This is a genomic window from Hymenobacter metallilatus (assembly GCF_003944705.1).
GTDB classification, from domain to species: Bacteria; Bacteroidota; Bacteroidia; order Cytophagales; family Hymenobacteraceae; genus Hymenobacter; species Hymenobacter metallilatus.
The window spans coordinates 542078-561131 of the sequence record NZ_RWIS01000001.1; the positions used below are offsets into that span (position 1 = coordinate 542078).

Annotated in this window: 13 protein-coding genes and 1 tRNA gene; 7 read left to right on the plus strand and 7 right to left on the minus strand. The window is 60.6% G+C overall.

All coding sequences use genetic code 11. From position 1 onward, the window contains the following. Positions 1–417: 417 nt before the first annotated feature. From EI290_RS02160 to EI290_RS02175, 4 genes are all read left to right on the plus strand, one after another. Entirely contained in the window at positions 418–5223 is a 4806-nt protein-coding gene (locus EI290_RS02160; protein WP_185816808.1) for a right-handed parallel beta-helix repeat-containing protein, read from the plus strand. A gap of 146 nt (positions 5224–5369) precedes the next feature. After that, positions 5370–6326 carry an NAD(P)/FAD-dependent oxidoreductase gene (locus tag EI290_RS02165; RefSeq protein ID WP_125426259.1) on the plus strand — a complete coding sequence of 319 codons (957 nt, stop codon included), beginning with the start codon at positions 5370–5372 and terminating at the stop codon, positions 6324–6326. Between the two features lie 104 nt (positions 6327–6430). Then, positions 6431–8941: a DUF5686 and carboxypeptidase-like regulatory domain-containing protein gene (locus tag EI290_RS02170; protein ID WP_125426262.1), complete on the plus strand. Its 2511-nt coding sequence runs from the start codon at positions 6431–6433 to the stop codon at positions 8939–8941. A gap of 83 nt (positions 8942–9024) precedes the next feature. Then, positions 9025–9300 (plus strand): hypothetical protein, encoded by a 276-nt coding sequence (locus EI290_RS02175; RefSeq protein ID WP_125417239.1) that lies wholly within the window; start codon positions 9025–9027, stop codon positions 9298–9300. 86 nt (positions 9301–9386) lie between these two features. On the opposite strand, the gene EI290_RS02180 is transcribed toward EI290_RS02175, so the two are convergent. The 4 genes from EI290_RS02180 to hemW form a co-directional block, all read right to left on the minus strand. Further along, positions 9387–10160 carry a cyclase family protein gene (locus tag EI290_RS02180; protein WP_125426265.1) on the minus strand — a complete coding sequence of 258 codons (774 nt, stop codon included), beginning with the start codon at positions 10158–10160 and terminating at the stop codon, positions 9387–9389. Between the two features lie 83 nt (positions 10161–10243). Further along, a complete protein-coding gene (locus tag EI290_RS02185) occupies positions 10244–10903 on the minus strand; it encodes an alpha/beta hydrolase (RefSeq protein WP_125426268.1) in 660 nt (219 codons plus the stop codon). A gap of 136 nt (positions 10904–11039) precedes the next feature. Beyond that, a complete protein-coding gene (locus tag EI290_RS02190; RefSeq protein ID WP_125426271.1) occupies positions 11040–11528 on the minus strand; it encodes a hypothetical protein in 489 nt (162 codons plus the stop codon). 139 nt (positions 11529–11667) lie between these two features. Continuing rightward, positions 11668–12804, minus strand: a complete 1137-nt coding sequence (hemW, locus tag EI290_RS02195) for a radical SAM family heme chaperone HemW (protein ID WP_125426274.1) — start codon at positions 12802–12804, stop codon at positions 11668–11670. Positions 12805–12910: 106 nt separating this feature from the next. Between hemW and EI290_RS02200 the strand changes: the two genes are divergently transcribed. The 3 genes from EI290_RS02200 (at position 12911) to EI290_RS02210 (ending at position 15957) form a co-directional block, all read left to right on the plus strand. Next, the gene (locus EI290_RS02200) at positions 12911–14776 is read left to right on the plus strand and encodes a BamA/TamA family outer membrane protein (protein WP_125426277.1); all 1866 of its coding nucleotides are present in this window, start codon (positions 12911–12913) and stop codon (positions 14774–14776) included. Positions 14777–15002: 226 nt separating this feature from the next. Continuing rightward, positions 15003–15075 (plus strand) — tRNA-Met (locus EI290_RS02205). Between the two features lie 546 nt (positions 15076–15621). Continuing rightward, a complete protein-coding gene (locus EI290_RS02210) occupies positions 15622–15957 on the plus strand; it encodes an ASCH/PUA domain-containing protein (RefSeq protein ID WP_125426280.1) in 336 nt (111 codons plus the stop codon). 85 nt (positions 15958–16042) lie between these two features. Here EI290_RS02210 and EI290_RS02215 read toward each other — a convergent pair whose 3' ends face one another. The 3 genes from EI290_RS02215 to EI290_RS02225 form a co-directional block, all read right to left on the minus strand. Further along, positions 16043–16525 carry a GAF domain-containing protein gene (locus EI290_RS02215; protein WP_125426283.1) on the minus strand — a complete coding sequence of 161 codons (483 nt, stop codon included), beginning with the start codon at positions 16523–16525 and terminating at the stop codon, positions 16043–16045. Positions 16526–16601: 76 nt separating this feature from the next. After that, positions 16602–17819, minus strand: coding sequence for an adenylosuccinate synthetase (locus EI290_RS02220; RefSeq protein WP_125426286.1), 1218 nt, complete (start codon positions 17817–17819; stop codon positions 16602–16604). 224 nt (positions 17820–18043) lie between these two features. Then, positions 18044–18991, minus strand: coding sequence for a hypothetical protein (locus EI290_RS02225; protein ID WP_125426288.1), 948 nt, complete (start codon positions 18989–18991; stop codon positions 18044–18046). Between the last annotated feature and the right edge of the window lie 63 nt (positions 18992–19054).

Consider the following 19054-nt stretch of genomic DNA (forward strand, 5'->3'; position numbering starts at 1 on the left):
AGTGATGGTTCAGTAAGTTCTTTCAGGTTTACAGCTCTGCCCGCCGCCAGCACGGGCACGTTGTATGTGAACGGAGTGGCTGCTGTGGTTAACCAAAATTATCCGGTAGCTAACTCGTCATTGCTCTCATTTCAACCTGCCGCCGGTTACTCGGGCACTACGGCTATTGCTTCATTTACGGCTACGGATAACCTTGGAGCTACCTCTACGGAGGCACAGTTGGGCATTCCGGTGAATAAGGCTACGTGTGGTCAGGCATCGGTATTTGATTTTACGGCTCGCCCCAACGGTGAGAACTGGAAAAACAATATCACGGCCACTATACCCAATAGCTCGGTTACGATCAGTAACAATTTAAACGGCACTAGCGGTTACTCCTCAACAGCTGCCGCTGGGGAAACAAGCCTCGTAACTGACTTGCGAGCTGGTAGCCCCGGCTATGCTCTTGACTGGTTTACGAACTACACCAATACCACCAATATAACCAGCACCGCTAACTTCTACTTTAACCGTCCGCTGAAGAATTTTAGCTTCACGATGGGCGACCTGGACAAAGGTACAGTAGCGGATGGTAGCGCATTTGTGGACGATGTAACATTCAATGGGTATCGCCCTGATGGTAGCATTGTGCAGCTCGACCCCGGTGACGTGTCCTTGGCTCCGAACGGCAACAACTTCTTCAACGGCAACAACCGCATTACCGGCCGCACCAATCCGGCTACTGGCTCGGGTAGTACGCTAGGTCCCGATGGTAACGTAACTATTACGTTTACGGACGCCATTGTGCGCCTGGAACTGGTATACAAAAACCTGCAAACGGAAATTGCTGATCCTGGAACGCAGGCCGTTTATATTTCCGCCTTTACGTGGTGCGAAGAAGCAGACCTCACAACCACTGTTAGTGGTAATACCTACGCCAACGCAGGTGGAACCGTAACGTACACCCTAACGACAACTAACAACAGTGGTCTGGATGATGCACACAATGTAGTGCCTACCATCCAGCTGGCCACCGGCCTGAGTGGTGTAAACGTAACCAACGGTTCATATAACGCTACTTCAGGTCTGGTTACGTTTAATACTACGGCTCTGCTGACCAGTGGCTCCTCGGTTACAAATACCGTGAGCTTCACAATGCCCAACAATACGGTAACGGGTACGGCCCGCAACACCGCCGACACTTCCGACCCAATTGCCGGCAACAACAATGGCACCCAGGCTGCCGCGCAGATTACAACGGTAGTCAACGCCGCGCCAACGGCAGTAAGCGTTAATAACGCTACCGTACCAAATACAACGGGCCAGCAGCCCATCCTGCCGTTGCAGGCTACCGACCCGCAAGGCAACGCGACGGTGGCATCCTTCACTATTACCTCTCTCCCGCAGCGGGGCACGTTGCAGCTGAATGGCTCTAACGTAACGATCAACCAGGTTATTCCGGCGGCTCAGGCCGATCAGTTGACGTATTCGCCCGATGGTAACGGAGCCAGCCTGAACACAACCCAGACCTTCCAGTTCAGAGCAACGGATGATTTAGGGCTGAACTCAAGCAACTTGGGAACTGTGCGCATTCCGATTGGCCCGGCAACCGGTGCCGTCGATTTTGCCGTGACGCAGCAGGTTACCCTAGGCTCCTACCTGGTAGGCCAGAACGTTACATACCGGGTTGTGGGCACCTCCACTGGTGTTGGTGCCGGGGTGAATGTGAACTTTGCCCTCCCAACCGGCCTCACTTTCGTAAGCAGCACTGTTTCTCAGGGCACTTACAACTCTGGCACCGGGTTGTGGACTATTGGCGCTACCGCTGCCGGCACCAACTACGTGCTCACGGTTACAGCTCAGGTAGCGCAGGTAGGTGACCTTACCACCAACGCTACCATTTCGGCCACTACCGCCGATAGCAACCCAGACAACAACCTGGCTTCGCAGACTATTAATGTTGCCGATAACAACGTCTTCTCCGAGGATTTCGAAGGCCGGATTATTGACTATTGCGCGTCAACTACTGGTCTTACTATCTCAGATGTAACAGGCATTAATGGACGGGAAGTACTGTCATCAGGTTCAATTGCGGCGGGTACAACGGTATCTTACACAACCCCCTTGCTCCAGGTAACTGGTGGCACGGTTTCGTTCAACATGCAGTCCAGTGCAGTAGGGGGAACCGGCGTTAACCGTCCGCAATACACGGTTACGCTGCTGAATGAGAATGGTACCACAGCGGCAACTTACGGCCCAACGTTTGTCACTCTGACCGCCAACACGACTACCCCTATTTCAGTGGCGTATACTGGCACTGGTGTACGGAGGGTGCAGATATCTTTTGTTCGTAGCGGTGGTAATACCACTTTCCTGCTCGACGATGTGCAGGTAACGAATGCCACCTCGGCTAATCGGGTGAAGGACGGCAGCAACTGCGCCGGAAACGTGGCTCCTACGGTAACGGATATAACGGCACCCCGCATGTCGGACCAAGCCGGGGCTACCTCTATTCCAGCCCTTTCGGGCACCGATTCGGATGGCAGCATTGCCTCGTATGTAGTTACCACGCTGCCAGACGCTACACAGGGAGTATTGTTCCTCAATGGTGTGGCCGTAACCAGTGGGCAGGTTCTTACCCCGGCCCAGGCAGTGCAATTGACGTTTGACCCTACCGCTGGTTATTCCGGCGACGCTAAGTTCACGTATCAGGCATACGATAACTCGAATACTATTTCTTCCAACACCGGTACCGTTACTATTCCGGTAGTACAAACGACCACCCTGACCGGTGTCATTTTTGATGACGTGAATTATGGTGGTGGTGCCGGCCGCACGTATGCGGCAGCTAATACCTCGGCAACGGGTTCCGGTTTCAGCAACAACGCCATTGGCCGAGGCAATGCCACGGTGGAACTGTACGATGAAACCGGCGCACTGGTAGCTACCACCACCACCAACGCCAGCGGCGTGTACACCTTTGCCAACCGCTTCCCCGGTGATTACACGGTGCGAGTGGTAAATAGCACGGTTACTTCGGTGCGGGCTACTGGCAGCACGCCTACCGGCTTGCTACCGGTGCAAACTTATATCACGGGTGATGTGAACCGTGTAGGTGGCGAAAACCCGATACTGCTGGATGCAGCCGTAAATACCGGCTCGCAGAACCTGAGTGCCCTCACTACCAGCACTACTACTCCGCAGTCCATCATTCCAGTAACCGTTCAGAACCGTCCGCCCAGCACAACGCCTTCATATGATTTCGGCTTCAACTTCGATGCCATTGTAAATACGAATCCCTCGGGCCAGGGCTCGTTGGCGCAGTTCATTACCAACTCCAACGGATTGGCCAATACGAACCTGAGCCAAACCGGCCTCACTGCCGGCCGTGAAACCTCGGTATTTATGATTGCCGACGGCCGCACGACTGATGTACCTGCCGGCTTGCGGAGTGGCCTGAATGGTGGCGCCAGCAATGGGCAGGCTACCATCACCATCACGGCTGCGTCGGGCGCTTTGCCCGCCGTAACGGATGCCGGAACAACCATTGATGGTGGACGGCAAACGGCCGTTACCGGCGACACTAACCCTGCAGTTGCTGAATCAACGACTGGCCCTGAAGTGACAATTAATTTCAACGGGCAAGGCGGTCGTAGCGGCGGCGGCTTATACGTAACCGGTGGCAACTTCACGTTGAGCGGTGTTGGCCTGACGGGCGCTACCAATGGTACCGACCAGGGTCTGCGCCTCGATGGAGCCGGCGTAACGGGAGCTGTTATCCAAAACAGCACATTCTACAGCAATGGAGCTAACATCGGCCTCAATGCGCTGAGCGGCGTTACTATCACAGGTAACGTGATTCGCAACTCCACCCGCGCCGACGCTGATGGCATTGAGTTCAGTGGTGTGACTAGTACCACAATCAGTAACAATCAGATTGTAAATAATGCGGCCATGGGTATCGACTTCATCAGCGGTACCAACAGCAACAATACTATTACCGGTAACCTGATCAAGGGTAACGGTACGCTAAATGGAGTACAGAAAGCTGGCCTGGCTATCCGCACGGCAGGCACTGGTAACACCATCAGCTCGAACACGTTCACCAGTAATGCTGGCGACGGTATTGTGGCTATTGCCGGCTCTAACAACGTGTTTTCGCAGAACAGCTTCAGCGCCAATGGTAACTTGGGCATCGACCTGGCCAATGGTGGTGCAGCGGATGGCGACGGGGTAACCCGGAATGCCAGCGGCCGCACTACAGCCAGTGGGGCTAACGGGCTGCTCACTTTCCCGGTTATCACGCAAGCACGCATCAATGGTGGCAACCTGTTACTGGCCGGCTACGCGCCGGCTGGCGCCCGGGTTGAAATCTATGTGGCTTCGGTTGACCCTACTAACTTCGGGGAAGGCCAAACGTACCTGACATTCCGGACGGAAGGCAATACGTCGGACGACGCCGCTACCGGCCGCAAATCGTACAGCGCGCTCATGAACGGGATTGACCAGGGAAGTGAGACGAATGCCAACATGTTCCAGTTCTCAATTCCTACGTCTTCGCTGACGGGCGCTCAGTTGGCGGCTCTGACGGCTGCTAACGCCCGCCTGACGGCTACGGCCACTGTAACTGGCTCAGGCACCTCTGAATTCTCGGGTGTTGCGCCGGTCCAGAACGGCCCGCTGCCGGTAACGCTGGTGAGCTTCACGGCCACGGCGGCCGGGCAGGATGCGAAGCTGGCCTGGACCACGGCCCAGGAAGTGAACAACGCCTATTTCCTGGTGGAGCGCAGCTTCGACGGCCACTCGTTCGAGGTCCTCAAGCAGGTGCAGGGCCAGGGCACCACGGCCACGGCCACGCCCTACGCCCTGCTCGACGCGCAGGTGGCGGCCAAAGCGCAGGGCCGCCTGGCCTACTACCGCCTGCGGCAGGTGGACACCGACGGCACCGAAGCCCTCAGCTCGGTGCAGACCGTGCGCTTCGCGGCGGCGCTGCTGGCCGGTGAGGCCCAGCTCTATCCCAACCCGGCCAGCAGCGCGACGGATGCCCGCCTGGACCTGTCGGCCCTGCCCGCCGGCACCTACCAGGTGACCATCACCGACCTGGCCGGCCGCCGGGTGCGCTCATTCCAGCAGGCCGGGGGCAGCAGCGAAGCGCTGCACGTGACAGAGCTGCCCAGCGGCAGCTACCTGGTGCAGGTGCAGGGCAACGGCCAATCGGTGGTCAAGCGCCTGACCAAAGAATAGCCCCCCCCGGCTATTCGAGCCTGTCAATAAAACGCCCCCTCTCCCTCCCGGAGAGGGGGCGTTTTATTTCAACCATAGGATGTACTTGCGCTAACCCACTGCTCCCTTTTAGGGTATAGAACCCTCGAACCATTCTACCTCTCCTAATGAAGCCTGCTCGCCACCATGTACCCCGCCACCTACTTACCGATGTTGATGTTGCCATAGTGGGAGCGGGGGCGGCGGGTCTGAGTGCGGCTCTGGTGCTAGGCCGCTGCCTGCGCCGGGTGCTGGTGCTGGATGGAGGCCCGCCCCGCAATGCCCCTTCCCCGGCCGTGCAGGGCTTTCTAACGCGCGACGGCACCAAGCCAGCTGACTTGTTACGGCTGGGACGGGAGCAGCTGATGCCCTACAACTCGGTGGAAATTGCGGCAGGCACCGTTACCGACATTGAGGCAATGAGCGGGCATTTCCATCTGACTATTGAGGGCGCAACCGGCCGCACCCGCACGCTCAGCGCCCGCAAGGTGCTGCTGGCTACCGGCGTGGAGGATGAGCTGCCGCCCTTGGATGGTATGCGCGACCTATGGGGGCGCGGCGTACTGCACTGCCCCTACTGCCACGGCTGGGAAGTGCGCAACCAACCCCTGGCCGTGTATGGCCGGGCCAAGCTGGTCACCGGGTTGGCGTTGCTGGTCAGCCGCTGGAGCCCCGATGTGGTGGTGTGCGTGGAAGACCCCGCCTACCTCACCCTCAACGCCCGCCGCCGCCTGCGTCAACAAAGAATTCAGGTGCGGGAGGAGCCAGTGGTACGGCTGGAAGGCACCCGGACCGGTGAGTTGCGGCATATCGTATTTGAGTCGGGGGAGAAGCTGGCGCGGGCGGCCGTGTTTATTCATGCCCATCAGCACCAGCGTACTCAGCTGGCCGGGCAGCTGGGTTGCCGGCTTACCAGCAAGGGGGCCGTGTGGGTGAGTAAGCAGCACCAGACCTCCGTACCCGGCCTGTACGCCGCCGGCGACACTACTCCTGGAACACAGCAGGCCCTGCTGGCCGCCGCCGAGGGCAATGCCGCCGCCATCAGCATCAACGAAACCCTGACCCGGGAGGAATGCCCCCGATGAGTTGCCCAAAGAGTTAACCGTCGGAACTCGTTTTTTCCAGACTGCCTTGGTATCTTACTGCAACTAGATTCCCTGAATCCGTCCTGCCTCGTTTGCTGCCCCGTATGCGCTTGTTCTACCCGCTGTTTTTGCTGCTCATCTTGGTGAGTATTCCGGCGGCCGAGGCGCAGCGCGTGGTGTTCAGTGGGCGTGTAACCGAAGCGGCCACGGGCAAGCCGATTCCATTTGCCTCGGTGTTTGTGCGGGGCAGCAGCCAGGGCACTACCGCCGACGAGGCCGGACGCTACCAGCTCACCGCCACCGGCCCCGTAGATACGCTGGCGGCCTCGGCCATTGGGTTTGCTCTGCAAAAGAAGCGGGTAGCCGGCGCAGCCGGCTCCCAGACCATCCACTTTACGCTGGGCAGCGGCTCGGTATCCTTGGGCGAGGTGGTAGTGCGGCCCCGCGAGAATCCAGCCTACCGCATTCTGCGGCGGGTGCAACAGCAGAAGCCCCGCAACGACAAGCGTACTCTCACGGCCTTCGAGTTCGACAGCTACAGCCGTACCGAGGTGGCCCTCAACAACCTGCCCGATGTGGTGAGCCGGCGCAAAGCCCTGCGCCAGCTCACGCAGGTGGCCGATAGCCTGGGCATTGCCCGCGACGCCAACGGTAAGGCCGTGGTACCCATTTTCGCCTCCGAAGTCCTCTCCCGCTTCTACCAGCTCAACGACCCGCTTCGCCGCCGGGAGGAGGTGCAGCGCACCCAGATGCGCGGGGCCACGCCCCGGGAAGGCTCGGTGGTGTCGCAGATTATGGGCTCCTCGTTTCAGGACTGGGACTTTTATCGCAACTGGCAGCAGCTGTTGGGCAAGGACTTCATTTCGCCCATTGCCGACGGCTGGAAGTTCACTTATGAGTATGAGCTGCAAGACTCTGTGATGGTGGGCTCGGAGTTCTGCTACCGCATTGGGGTGCAGCCCCGCCGCCCCCAGGATCTGGCCTTCGTGGGCACCATCTGGATTACCACAGACACCTATGCGCTGAAACAGCTGGATCTAGCGGTGAGCCCGGAAGCCAACCTCAACTTTATTGAGCAGGTGCGGGTGCGGCAGGAAATGGCCCCAACCCCGGCCGGCCAGTGGCTGCCCCGCCAGACGCGCGTGGTTATCGGCATCAAGCCCACCAAAGGCAGCACCGGCATTCTGGCCCGCCTCACCATCATCAACTCCGGCTTTCGGGTGAATGAGCCCAAGCCCCTGCCCTTCTACGACCGGCCCCTGGAAACGGCGGCCGATGCGTTTGAGGTGCCCAAGGGCTTCTTCGAGCAGCACCGACCCGACACGCTAAGCCAGCAGGAGCAAGCCACCATGCTGGTGCTGGACACTGTGCGCCAGCTGCCGGCCGTGCGCTCGGTGCTGGAGCTGGCCGACGTGGCCGTGAACGGTTACTACCGGGCGGGCAAGGTCGATTTGGGCCCCTTGCTGGCGACTTACAGCTTCAACAACATCGAAGGCCACCGCCTGCGGGCCGGCTTCCGGACCACGCCCGAGTGGAGCCGCGACTGGCTGCTGCGCACCTATCTGGCCTACGGCACCCAGGACGGACGCCTCAAGTACGGCCTGCGGGTGCAGCGGGTGCTGGACCGCCGCCACTGGACCGTAACCAACTTTGAGCATCGCCACGACCTGGACCAGGTGGCCCTGCTCGACAACGACTACGCCCTCGACAACCTGCTGTTCGAGGCCTCGGCCCGCTTGGGCAATATCAGCGGCAGCCGCCCCCTCATGCGCGACCTGACCACGCTCAGCCTGCAGTCGGACCTGTTTCGGGGGTTTACCCAGCGGGTGATGCTACGCCACCAGCAGTTCCAGCCGCTGTACCCGTTTGCCTACTACACCCGCGAGTTTCAGCCCGGCGCGCCCACCAACGACCGGTTCGACCTCTCGGAAATAGTGTTGGAATCACGCTACGCCCGCGACGAGGTGCTGGTGCAGAACAACCAGAACCGCCGCACCGCCATCGGCCTGAAACGCTGGCCGGTGTTTACGGTGCGCTACACCCTGGGCATGGACCGGGTGCTGGGCTCCGATTTCCGCTACCACAAGCTCAACCTGCTCATCGGCCAGAGCCTGCGCCTGGGCCAGCTGGGCCGCCTTGACTACCGCCTCGACGCGGGCTACATCCCGAGTACGGTGCCGTATCCGGTGCTCAAAACCCACCTCGGCAACCAGTCGCCATTTTACAACGCCGGGGCCTTCAACCTGATGCGCTACTTCGAGTTTGTGAGTGACCGGTACGTGGCCCTGCGGGTTGAAAATCAGTTTGATGGCTTTCTGCTCAACTCCCTGCCGGCTATTAAGCAGCTCAACTGGCGCCTGGTAGCTACCGGCAACGTGCTGTGGGGCGGCGTCAATGAGGCCAACCGCCGCATTATCCCGCAGGAAGACCCCGTAAACGGCGGCCCCCTGCCGGCCTTCCGCAGCCTGGGCCGGCTGCCCTACGCCGAAATTGGGTACGGCGTGGAGAACATTCTGCGGGTAGCGCGCGTTGATTTCCTGCACCGTCTCACGTACCGAAACTCGCCCGGAGCCCGTACCTTTGGGGTGAAAGTGAGTCTGCAATTCAAGCTCTAGTACCTGCCGAAAGCGCCCGGAGCCGACACCTTTTTGCGCCGGCCGGGAATCATCCCCGCCGTTTTTTTGTAGAACAGCCCATCATGCCTAAATACGAAGTTGCTAACCTCACGCTGGCGGAAGCCACCCGCCACGCTCCTTTTGTTGATTATGCCCGGTGCGTAGACGCCGGCCAGCGTCCCTATAACCACGTGGGTGACTGGCCCGAGGAAGGCCGCCTCTACCCCGTGCGCGTGGTGGATTCGCGCACTGAAGGTATGCCCTTGGTGCACGTGCTGGGGTTTGAAGGGGAAGCCCCCTATTACAACGCCTACGGCCCCCACCGCTTCGAAATGCTCCTGACGGTGTGGCTGAACTAACCAGTCCACCGCGCTAAAAACCGCAGTAAAAAAGGCCGTTGATGCATTGTCGCATCAACGGCCTTTTTTACTGCGTGATGTACAGATTATTCTTGGCGCAGGGCGTACAAAACCGGTTTGCTGGGGCTGGCATCCAGCTCCAGGCTGGTGATTTGCAGGTTGAGCAGGTAGAGGCCATCCTCCACCTCATCAGGCACAAAAATCAGCTCGGTGATGGTGGCGGCCTGGCGGGTGGCGTGGGGGTATTGCCAGAAGGCGTGGTGGGCCAGCAGCTGGCCCCCATCCTCTTCCCGGTCTACGCTGGGCAGGTCCAGCAGCAGGTGCTCAACGTGCTGCCCGGCCAGGTACTCGGTTAGGGCAGGCTCCAAGTAGGTAGGGTTGGTGCCGGAGTAGTGGTGGGTACGCTTGGCGCGATGGTTGGGTAGGGTGCGCAACACCACGGCCTCGGGCCGGATATCGGCATCGGGGCCGCTTTCCAGCTCCCGGCGCACATCATCCAGCAGCACTACCTGGTCGCCGTTGGCCTGGGGGCGGGCCTGCACCGATACCAGCCGGGCCACAAACAGAAACCGCCGCAGGCAGCGGTTGAGGGTGGCCGTAGGCTCGGCCGAAATATGGCCGTAGCACTCGGTGTGGGTACCGTTGCCGTGGGGCGTGAGGTGCACGCGCTGGTAGTTGGTACTGCCGCCCAGGGCCACGCTGCCCACAAAGCTGCCCACCCGAATCACGTCTACCTGCACTGGCTCGGCCCAGAAGCAGTTTACCTGCGCCTCACCCGGGGCCAGGGGCAGCGAAATATCCAGGGGCGCCGCCGGGTCGAAGGCAAATGGGCGGCCCTGGTACGGGTAAGTGGCGAGCATATAATGGGCTGAAATGGAGTAGCGTGAACTTTGTAGTCCGCGTATATCTGAAGTGTTGCAGCGAGCTGAGGAAGGGGCGCGGACTACAAAGTTCGGGCTACTTCCTCATTCCCTAATTCATTCAAAATCCGGCTGATTTCGGGGGCGTGGCTGACTACCATGAAGTGGCCGCCGCCGGGAATGAGGTACTCGGCCGGGGCCGGACCGGGCGGAAATACCCGGTCGCGGGTGCCCAGAATCTGAATGCTGCGGCCCACGCTGGTGCTGTCCCAGTGCAGCAGCCGCTCAATGGCCCAGCGGGTGTACACAGGCTCCATATCCCGCAGAATCTGTTTGAACAGCCGGTACTCCTCCCCGTTCTGGACGCCGAAGTACCACTGTCCGGCCCGCGGAAACAGCTTCAGCCACTGCGGCGGAAAGAGGCGGTACAGCCCGGTAGCCCGCACCAGCCGTAGCAGCAGGGGCAGGCAACTGGCATCCGGAATGCTGCTGATGAGCACCGTACGCAGCCCCGGCCTGATTTTACTGATTTCCAAGGCCACCATACCCCCAAACGACACTCCAACCAACAGCCCCCTGGCCGCGGCCGGAATAGCCGCCGCCATGCGGGCCGCGTACTGCGGCAGGGGTTCGTCGGGTTCCGGAGTGAGCCAGGACAGCAGGCAGGTTTCGCCGTGCAGCAAGGGCCGCAGCCGCTGAAACACCCGCTCATCGGCTCCCAACCCCGGAATCAGGTAGAACATGGTATTTCAATTAGAAATTAAAAATGCCGTGCCTTCAATGGCAGAATATTACCATAAATCTGTGGCCAACAGCAGAATGTTCACGCTGCCGAGCAGCTCAGAAATAACCAGCACGATAACTCATTTTTAATTGATTTCACGGTTCGATGCGCAGGAACACGTCTTCCAGGTAGAAGATGTTGTGGGGCTGTCCGGATTCATATTCTTCTGCCTCCTCGCTGTCGGCGTTCATGCTGATGTCGAAGGTGTCATCGTCCTCCGCGTCTTCATCATCCTCGAACAAATCGGCGGGGTAGGTACAGGAGAGCTTGAGGGCCACGTTGGGCAACGACACCGGCGGATTAGCTTCGGTGTTGTATTCCAGCAGGCAGGGCCAGTCGCGCACGGTAGCCAGGGCATCGGCCACATCTTCCTGCAAGGCTTCGGCCCGGCCGCCCGCCAGCCGCAGCAGTAGGTCCAGCTGCTGAAACGGCAGGCCCAGATGAAAAAAGTGTGCCTCCTGGTCGAAATACGTCGTGGCCCAGATGGTCACGTCATCGGAATTGTCGAATACAATGGCCGTAATCTGGACCTGTTCAATGAAAAAATCCGTGTCGTCGGCCAGGGCATCAATCAGTCGTCTCATACTCATGGAGTTGCCATAACTACGGCGGTTGCAAGGCTGGGCAGTGCATCTACCGAAATCTGCTGGGCTGTTTCAAAGAAAGAAGAAAACCCGAGAAACCGTGCGTTTACTTTCATACACGCGCCTAAACAGTTCGTTCTCACTCGCCCTGAAACAGCTCCAGCGTAATGTGGTCGGCTAGCAGCTTGCCGGCATCCGTGAGCCGGAGCTGGTTGTTCTGAAGCTGGGCCAGGCCGGTTTGCTGTAGCTGCCGCAGGTACGCGGGCTTTTCTTGTTGCAGGTCCACGCCCAGCACATCGCGCAGGTGGGTCAGGTTGCAGCCCTGGGCCGTGCGTAGGCTGGTCATCAGGTACTCGTTGGCCTGGTCGCGGGCCGAGAGGTGCTCCACGGTGGCGGGCACCTCGCCCCGGTCCAGCACTGCCGCCACGTACTGCGGGTTGTTGGCCACCGTGTATTGCCGGCTGTGGCCGTTGAAGGAATGGGCGCTGGGCCCCAGCCCCAGGTAGGGCACCCCGCGCCAGTACGCCGAGTTGTGCCTGGATTCGCGGCCGGGCCGGCAGAAGTTGCTGATTTCGTACTGTTGGTAGCCGTGGCGGGTCATTTCCAGGAGCAGCAGCTCAAACTGCCGGGCCACAAACTCGTCGGGCACGGCCGGAAATTTGCCCTTTTTCAGCTGGCGGCCGAACACCGTATCGGGCTCCACGGTGAGGGCGTAGCAGCTCAGGTGCGGCACCTGCAAGGCAAAGGCCGCGGCCATATCCTGCTCCCAAATGCCGTGGTCGGGGGCCGGCACCCCGTAAATCAAATCCACCGAAATATTCTCAAATCCGGCCTCCTGGGCCCGCCGCACTGCCGCCCCCGATTCCTCGGCCGAGTGGGCGCGGTTCATCAGGCGCAGGTGGGGCTCGTGGAAGCTCTGTAGCCCAATGCTGAGGCGGTTGATGGGCGAGGCCGCCAGCAGCCGTACGTTGTCGGGAGTGAGGTCGTCGGGGTTGGCTTCCAGAGTAATTTCCGCGTCAGGCGCCACCCGGAAGTAGCGGTGCACGGCCGTAAAGAGCGTATCCAGCTCCGCCGCCGTGAGCAGCGAAGGAGTACCGCCCCCGAAGTAGATGGTGTTCAGCGTCGCCTCGGGACCCAGGTAGGCGTGGCGCAGCGCCATTTCCTGCACCAGCGCCTCCACCAGCCGGCTTTTCAGCCCCATGGATGTGCTGAAATGAAAGTCGCAGTAATGACACGCCTGCTTACAGAACGGGATATGAAGGTACAGACCGGCCATGAGGAAGAAGTGTCGGCAGCGGGCCACGGCTTCCGGAAATGACTACCGCACCAGGAAACGCTACTTTCGGGAAATTAAACGCGGGGTTTCGCGTTTCAGACTGTAAATGTACGCCCGCGCCTTCGTTTTCTGCTGGATACTGCTACTGAGCGGGTTGCTCGGCGCGGCGGCGTTGGCCCAGGGTACCACCCCGCTCAACCCCGCTGCGCCCCCGGTTTCGGCGGCTCCCAGCGTGGCCCCGCCCGATTCGGTTCGCCGCAACGCTCCGCCGCCCGGCCGGCCAGTGCACCCCGTAACGGTGCAGTTCCACCCCGAGGCTACCGATCAGGCCATATTGCGGCCCTATCGGTACCGCACCGCCCTGCCCGACTCGCTGGCCGCCCTGCGCGAAGTGCGCAGCCTGGTGCTGGCCCTGCAGGCCGATGCCTACCTGACCGCCTCCGCCGATGAGCTGCACTGGCGCCACGATACGCTGCACGTGCGGCTGTACGTGGGGGAGCCGTTCCGTTGGGCCCGGCTGCGCAACGGCAACCTCGGCGACGGACTGCTCACCCGGGCCGGCTTCCGCGACAAGCTGTTCCGCCAGCAGCCGCTACGCCCCCAGGAGTGGGCCCGCCTCCAGGAAAACATTCTGCACGAAGCCGAAAACCAGGGCTACCCCTTTGCCACCCTCCAGCTGGACTCAGTGGCCCTCACTGGCACCGAGGTTACCGGCCGGGTGGTGCTGCGCCGGGGCCCGCCAGTGGTGTTCGACTCCCTGCAAATCATCGGCAAAACCAAAACCCGCGCCCGTTTCCTGATTGACTACCTGCAGCTGGAGCCTGAGCAGCCCTACAGCCAGCAGCGCGTAGCCGAGGCAGCCCGCCGCCTGCGCCAGCTGCCCTATCTGCAACTGAAGGCCGAGCCTGAGGTGCGGTTTGCCCGGGGCCGGGCCCGGGTGTACTTCCTGCTCGAAGACCGCACCGCCAACCAGTTCGATGCCATTGTGGGCGTGCTGCCTACCTCCAACCCACTGGCTGGCCAGAAGCGGGTGCAGATAACCGGCGACGTTACCCTGAACCTGCGCAATATTAATGGCGGCGGTAAGGGCGTGGGCGTGCAGTGGCGCAAGCTGGATGCCACCTCCCAGCTGCTGGATGGGCAATACGTTCACCCGGCTTTTTTCGGGACGCCCTTGGAGCTGAGCGGCTCCTTCAACCTTTTGAAGCAGGATACCCTGTTCCTGAACACCCGGCCGCGGGTTCAGTTTGCCTACCCCACGGCCCTGGCCGGGCGGCTGGCTGTGTTTGCCGAGTGGCGCAACTCCCGCCTCATTTCGGCCTCGCTCAAAAAGGCCACGGCCCTACCCGAAAACGTGGACAGCCGCTACGCCTCCTACGGCCTCAACTACACCTGGAACACCCTCAGCGACCCGTATTTTCCGCGGCGGGGGCTGCTGGCCAGTGCCCAAGGGGCCATCGGTATCAAACGCATCAGCAAAAACCCCGATTTGCAGGAAAGCTTTTACGCGGGCATACCGCTGAACACCCGCCAGACAACCCTGGGGCTGCGGGCCGAATATTACCTGCCGGTAGGCCGGCAGGGGGTGCTACTAACCCGGGTGCGCGGCGAGGCTCTGCTCAACAACCGCTTGTTTCTGAACGACTTGTTCCGCCTGGGCGGACTGGCCACACTGCGCGGCTTCAACGAGCTGAACTTCTACGCCAGCCAGTACGCCGTGGGCACGGCCGAGTTCCGCCAGTTCACCGGCCCCGATACCTACGTGTTCCTGTTCGCCGACCAAGCCTACCTGCGCCGCGACCTGCCCAACGCCCCCTACCCCCGGGATTCGCCCACCGGGCTGGGGGCCGGCCTTAGCTTCCGGACCGGGGCCGGGCAGTTTCAGTTTGTGTACGCCCTGGGCCGCAGCCAGCAGCAGGGCTTTTCGCTGGGCTCCGGCAAAATCCACTTCGGCATCACCAGCCGGTTCTGATTGCGTTGCCTACGCGCCGCGCCTGTTCCCACGGCAAATACCACCACGAAGTTGTCACCCTTCTGAACACCGTAAAGCACGATTTCAACAGAAATTTATTTAGTACTGGGCTCTTGATTTATACTTTTTGCCCCTGATAATCAGTCGCCAATACTATTTTTTAGTATTTTTGCACCCCAAATGAGCTGAATCTGAAAAAGGCTCGTACATTTGTAAAACCAAACAGTGCGGGGTGGAGCAGTTGGTAGCTCGTTGGGCTCATAACCCAAAGGTCACTGGTTCGAGTCCAGTCCCCGCTACCTAACAAGAGGCCAGATAATTCTTAGGAATTATCTGGCCTCTTTCGTTTTGCATTAGGCATGTGGGTTACTGCCCGCCCGAGCGGCGGCGAAGCTGTTTTGGACGGAGCACAACTCAGTTGCCTTGTAGCGTGCAGGTACTGGCTTCCGTAGCGCCTCAAACACGACATTGGCCACTTGTATGCGTACCTATTGAGCGCAGTTCATGAAAATCGGGCGGCCTGATGCCACCTGGTCTATATTTACTCGCATGGGCTGTGAGTAGTTCTCTTCGATACTGACAGCTACAGTGGGTCTTTGCCCGGGCCGGCCAAACTTTCCTGGTTTTCCATGCAAGGTTATGTCTAGTAGTTAATGGCCCATCGGCACAGGAGGCAACACAGCATCGTAAACCAGGCTTAATATCTCATTTACAACACTATACCTTAAGTTTCGTATCTTCTCAGGCCAACCTTGCCGTTAGTGCCGCTCCACGCGGGTAACCGCCTGCGGGCGTTGGCTTTGTAGTATTCACGCTACCCCACGGGTGGCCCTACTCCTGATATTATGACTTACCACTACACCACTGCCCATACAACTGTTGTACTGCCCACACCCAGCACCCACGAGCTCAAAGTGTGGCCCGCTTGCTTCGCGGCCGTTGAAAATGGCACCAAACCCTTCGACGTCCGCGAAAACGACCGGTATTTCCAGGTCGGCGACATGGTGCTGCTGCGCGAATATGAGCCAGAAAGTGAGCAGTACAGCGGCCGAACAACCACGCGCTGGATCAGCTATGTGCTGAATGGCGGCTGCTTCGGCATTGCAGCCGGCTGGTGCGTGCTGGGCTTCAGTGAGCTGCCTCCCCTGCCGCCGGGCATCAACGACACCCGGCTCTGGTAATTGCTTTGCCCAGTACGCTTTATAACAGCCTGCCCGTTACCTCGCCGATTGGAAGAGGTAACGGGCCACGGCTGCATGTGGCTGGCTAAAACCACGCTGCTACCAGCGGCATCAGCTGCTCCAGGGCCTGCTGGTCGTGGTGGTCAAAGTCGTTGAGCTGGTCGCTGTCTACGTCGAGCACGGCTACTACCTGGCCTTCTTTCAGCACAGGCACCACTATTTCCGACTTCGACTCGGAGCTGCAGGCAATGTGACCGGGGAACTGTTCCACATCGGGCACCAGCAACGTGGCAGCCTGGGCCCAGCTGGCTCCGCACACGCCCTTGCCCCGCCGGATGCGGGTGCAGGCAATAGGCCCCTGGAACGGCCCCAGCACCAGCTCTTCACCTTTCACCAGGTAAAATCCCACCCAAAAAAACCCGAAGGCCTGGCGCAGGGCGGCCACGGTGTTGGCGAGATTGGCTACCAGATCCGGCTCGCCGGTGGTCAGGGCTTCAATCTGGGGCAGGAGCTGGCGGTACTGCTCGGCTTTGCTGAGGGTGGTATCGAGGTGGAGTTCTTCGGCCATGAGAAGGAGGAAAGTCAAACGAAAACGGCGGCGCGGGGGCCACCTGGCGACTATAACCGCCCGGGACCGGGTTTTGTCACCAAAGCGCAAAGGTAGGCAGTGGCGGCAGGTCATCGGCGCGGGGGCTGCGGCTGAATACGTAGCCGGCCATGCCTTCGTCAAGTAACACATTCAGCTCGGTGGCGGCTATGTGGCGGGGTTGGCCGGCTACGTAAGCCGTCAACCGCTCGGCGGGCAGCTGGTCGAGGCAGGTGATGAGCAGGTACTTTTCGAGGCCGGTGGAGAAATGCGCGTCGCAGTGCAGGGCGTAATTGAGCATATCCACCGAAAGCGGGGCCCGCCGGAAGTGCTCCTGGTGCTCGTTGAACTGGTTGGTTTCCTGCTCGTGGTTGATGAGCGGCAGCGGCACTTCGGCGTGGGGCAGGGGGCCGGCTCCGTGGCGGGTGTGGTAGGCGCGGGTGGCGTAGAGCAGCCGGGCGCGGGTGGCGGGCTGGTGCCGGGCCAGTAGCTCCAGAGCGTTGCGCGAAGTGGTGAAGCTGCGCGTAACGTGCGGAAACAGCCCAAACTCTTGATCCAGCAGCACCCCCTGAGCACCCTCGAACACCAGCGCCGACCACCGGGCCGCCGGCCCCAGCACGTCCGCTTCGCGCACCAGCTCTATAGCCCCGGCCGCTACCAGCTCCCGCAGCTGCCGGGCGTAGTCGGCAAAACGCTGGTCTTCGGCATCGTGGTTGAGCTGGTCGAAGGCAACGCGGGTTTCCTGCTGCACACGCTGGCGGTAGTGCGCCCGAATCTGGCGGAGCTTGTGCATCAGTACGTCAGGAAAGCACAAATCCTGGGCGTAGAGGCGCAAGGGTGTGGTTTGCTGGCGCTCCACGGTGGACCCGAAACCCAGGCCGCAGCTGCCGTGGCGGGCCACCCCGCGTTCCGCTTCCAGCACCCGGTTCCAAAGCACATCGTAGGGCGTAATGACGGGGCAACGGCCATCCAGCAGCAAGTGAGGCTGCACGCCTAGCTCCCGCAGGGCCGCATATTCGCGCAGCAGCGGCCCGGGGGCCACCGGGCAATACCCCGACCAATACGTGGGGGAACCGCGTAGCGTGCCGGCCCCGAAGCTGGAAAAAACGTGCCGCCGCCCGTCGGCGGCTACCACCGTATGGCCCGCCTGCGGCCCGCCGTTGAAGCGCACCACCAGCGCCCCCGGATGCTCCCGGCACAGATAATCGGTGGCCAGGCCCTTGCCTTCGTCGCCAAAGCCCAGGCCCACCACCACCCAGGCAGGTATGTCAGCCATATGGTGGCAAATTATTGATTAGCATACGTTGGACTTTCTGTCATCCTGAGCAGCGCGAAGGAACTTAACACGCCTGATTGTTCTGATGTTTTTAGCCCGCAGAGGACGCAGAGGATGTCGCAGAGGTACACAGAGTCGTTCCGAGTTTTAGTTGCTACTGCAGTGTCAGCACGCGAGATTATTCCTTTCATCGGAATGATGTTCTTTTACTACCTCACGTCCTCTTACAGCTTAAAAATCCGGCTCAGCAGGCCGCCTCCGCTGGCAGGTTTAGGGGTGGTGGTGAGGGCGGAGCTGACGTGTACCAGGGCGTTCTGTACCGTGCCGGCGGTTTTTTTGTCGAACGACGACAGAATCTGGCTGAGGTCAACGCCGTGGATGACGGCTACGGTGGCGGCAATGGTTTCGGCCAGGGCGTTGTAGTCGTTAAGGATGATGAGCCGCTCGCCCAGCAGCTTCTTCCAGTAGCCCAGTACCTGCGGACTGTCTTTGTAGGAGGCCTCGTTGATGTGAATGTGGAAGACGTGGTAGCTGCGCTGCACTTCTTCCAGCAGCTGCCGGTCGGTGAGGTCGGTGGCCTCGGGGTAGCCCATAAGGGCTTTGAGAGCATCTTTTTCCAGCGTGGGCCAGGCCGCCTCGTCGCCAATGGTGAACAGGAAACCCTTCTGCCCCCGCTTCTCGAAGCAGTCGAGGGAGGTGTGCCGGGCCCCGAACAGCCAGGCCAGCGTGTACGATTCCATGCTCTGGCCGCCCCCGCCGCCTTCCAGGTAGAGGCCGGTCAGCCACTGGTCCAGTTCGGTTGTACCGCTCTCAAACTGCCCCACTTGCAGCGGATACTGGTCGGAAATATGGTCGCCGATGCCGCCGAACAGAATCTGCGGGTGCTCGACGCCGTGGGCAATGAGGGTGTTCATAAGCGCGCCCAGCTTCTCACGCACCAGCACCTCCGGAATCCGGCCCATGCTGCCCGTCACGTCCAGAAACACAGCCACCGCCAACGACTCGGGGTGAATGTCGGAGTCGCGGCTTTCCCGGAACTGCACGCCGTGGGGCAACATGCGCGGGTCGGCGCGGCGCAGGCGGTTGTTGGCAAAAATGTCGTCGGTGCCCGAATCGGCCCGGGAGTCGCGCAGATAATCATACGCATCGTCTGACCAGCGAGTATAGCCCATAAGAAGGAGGGATGAAGAGTGGTGAGGTGATGAGGTAAACGGTAACCCGTCATGCAGAGGTGC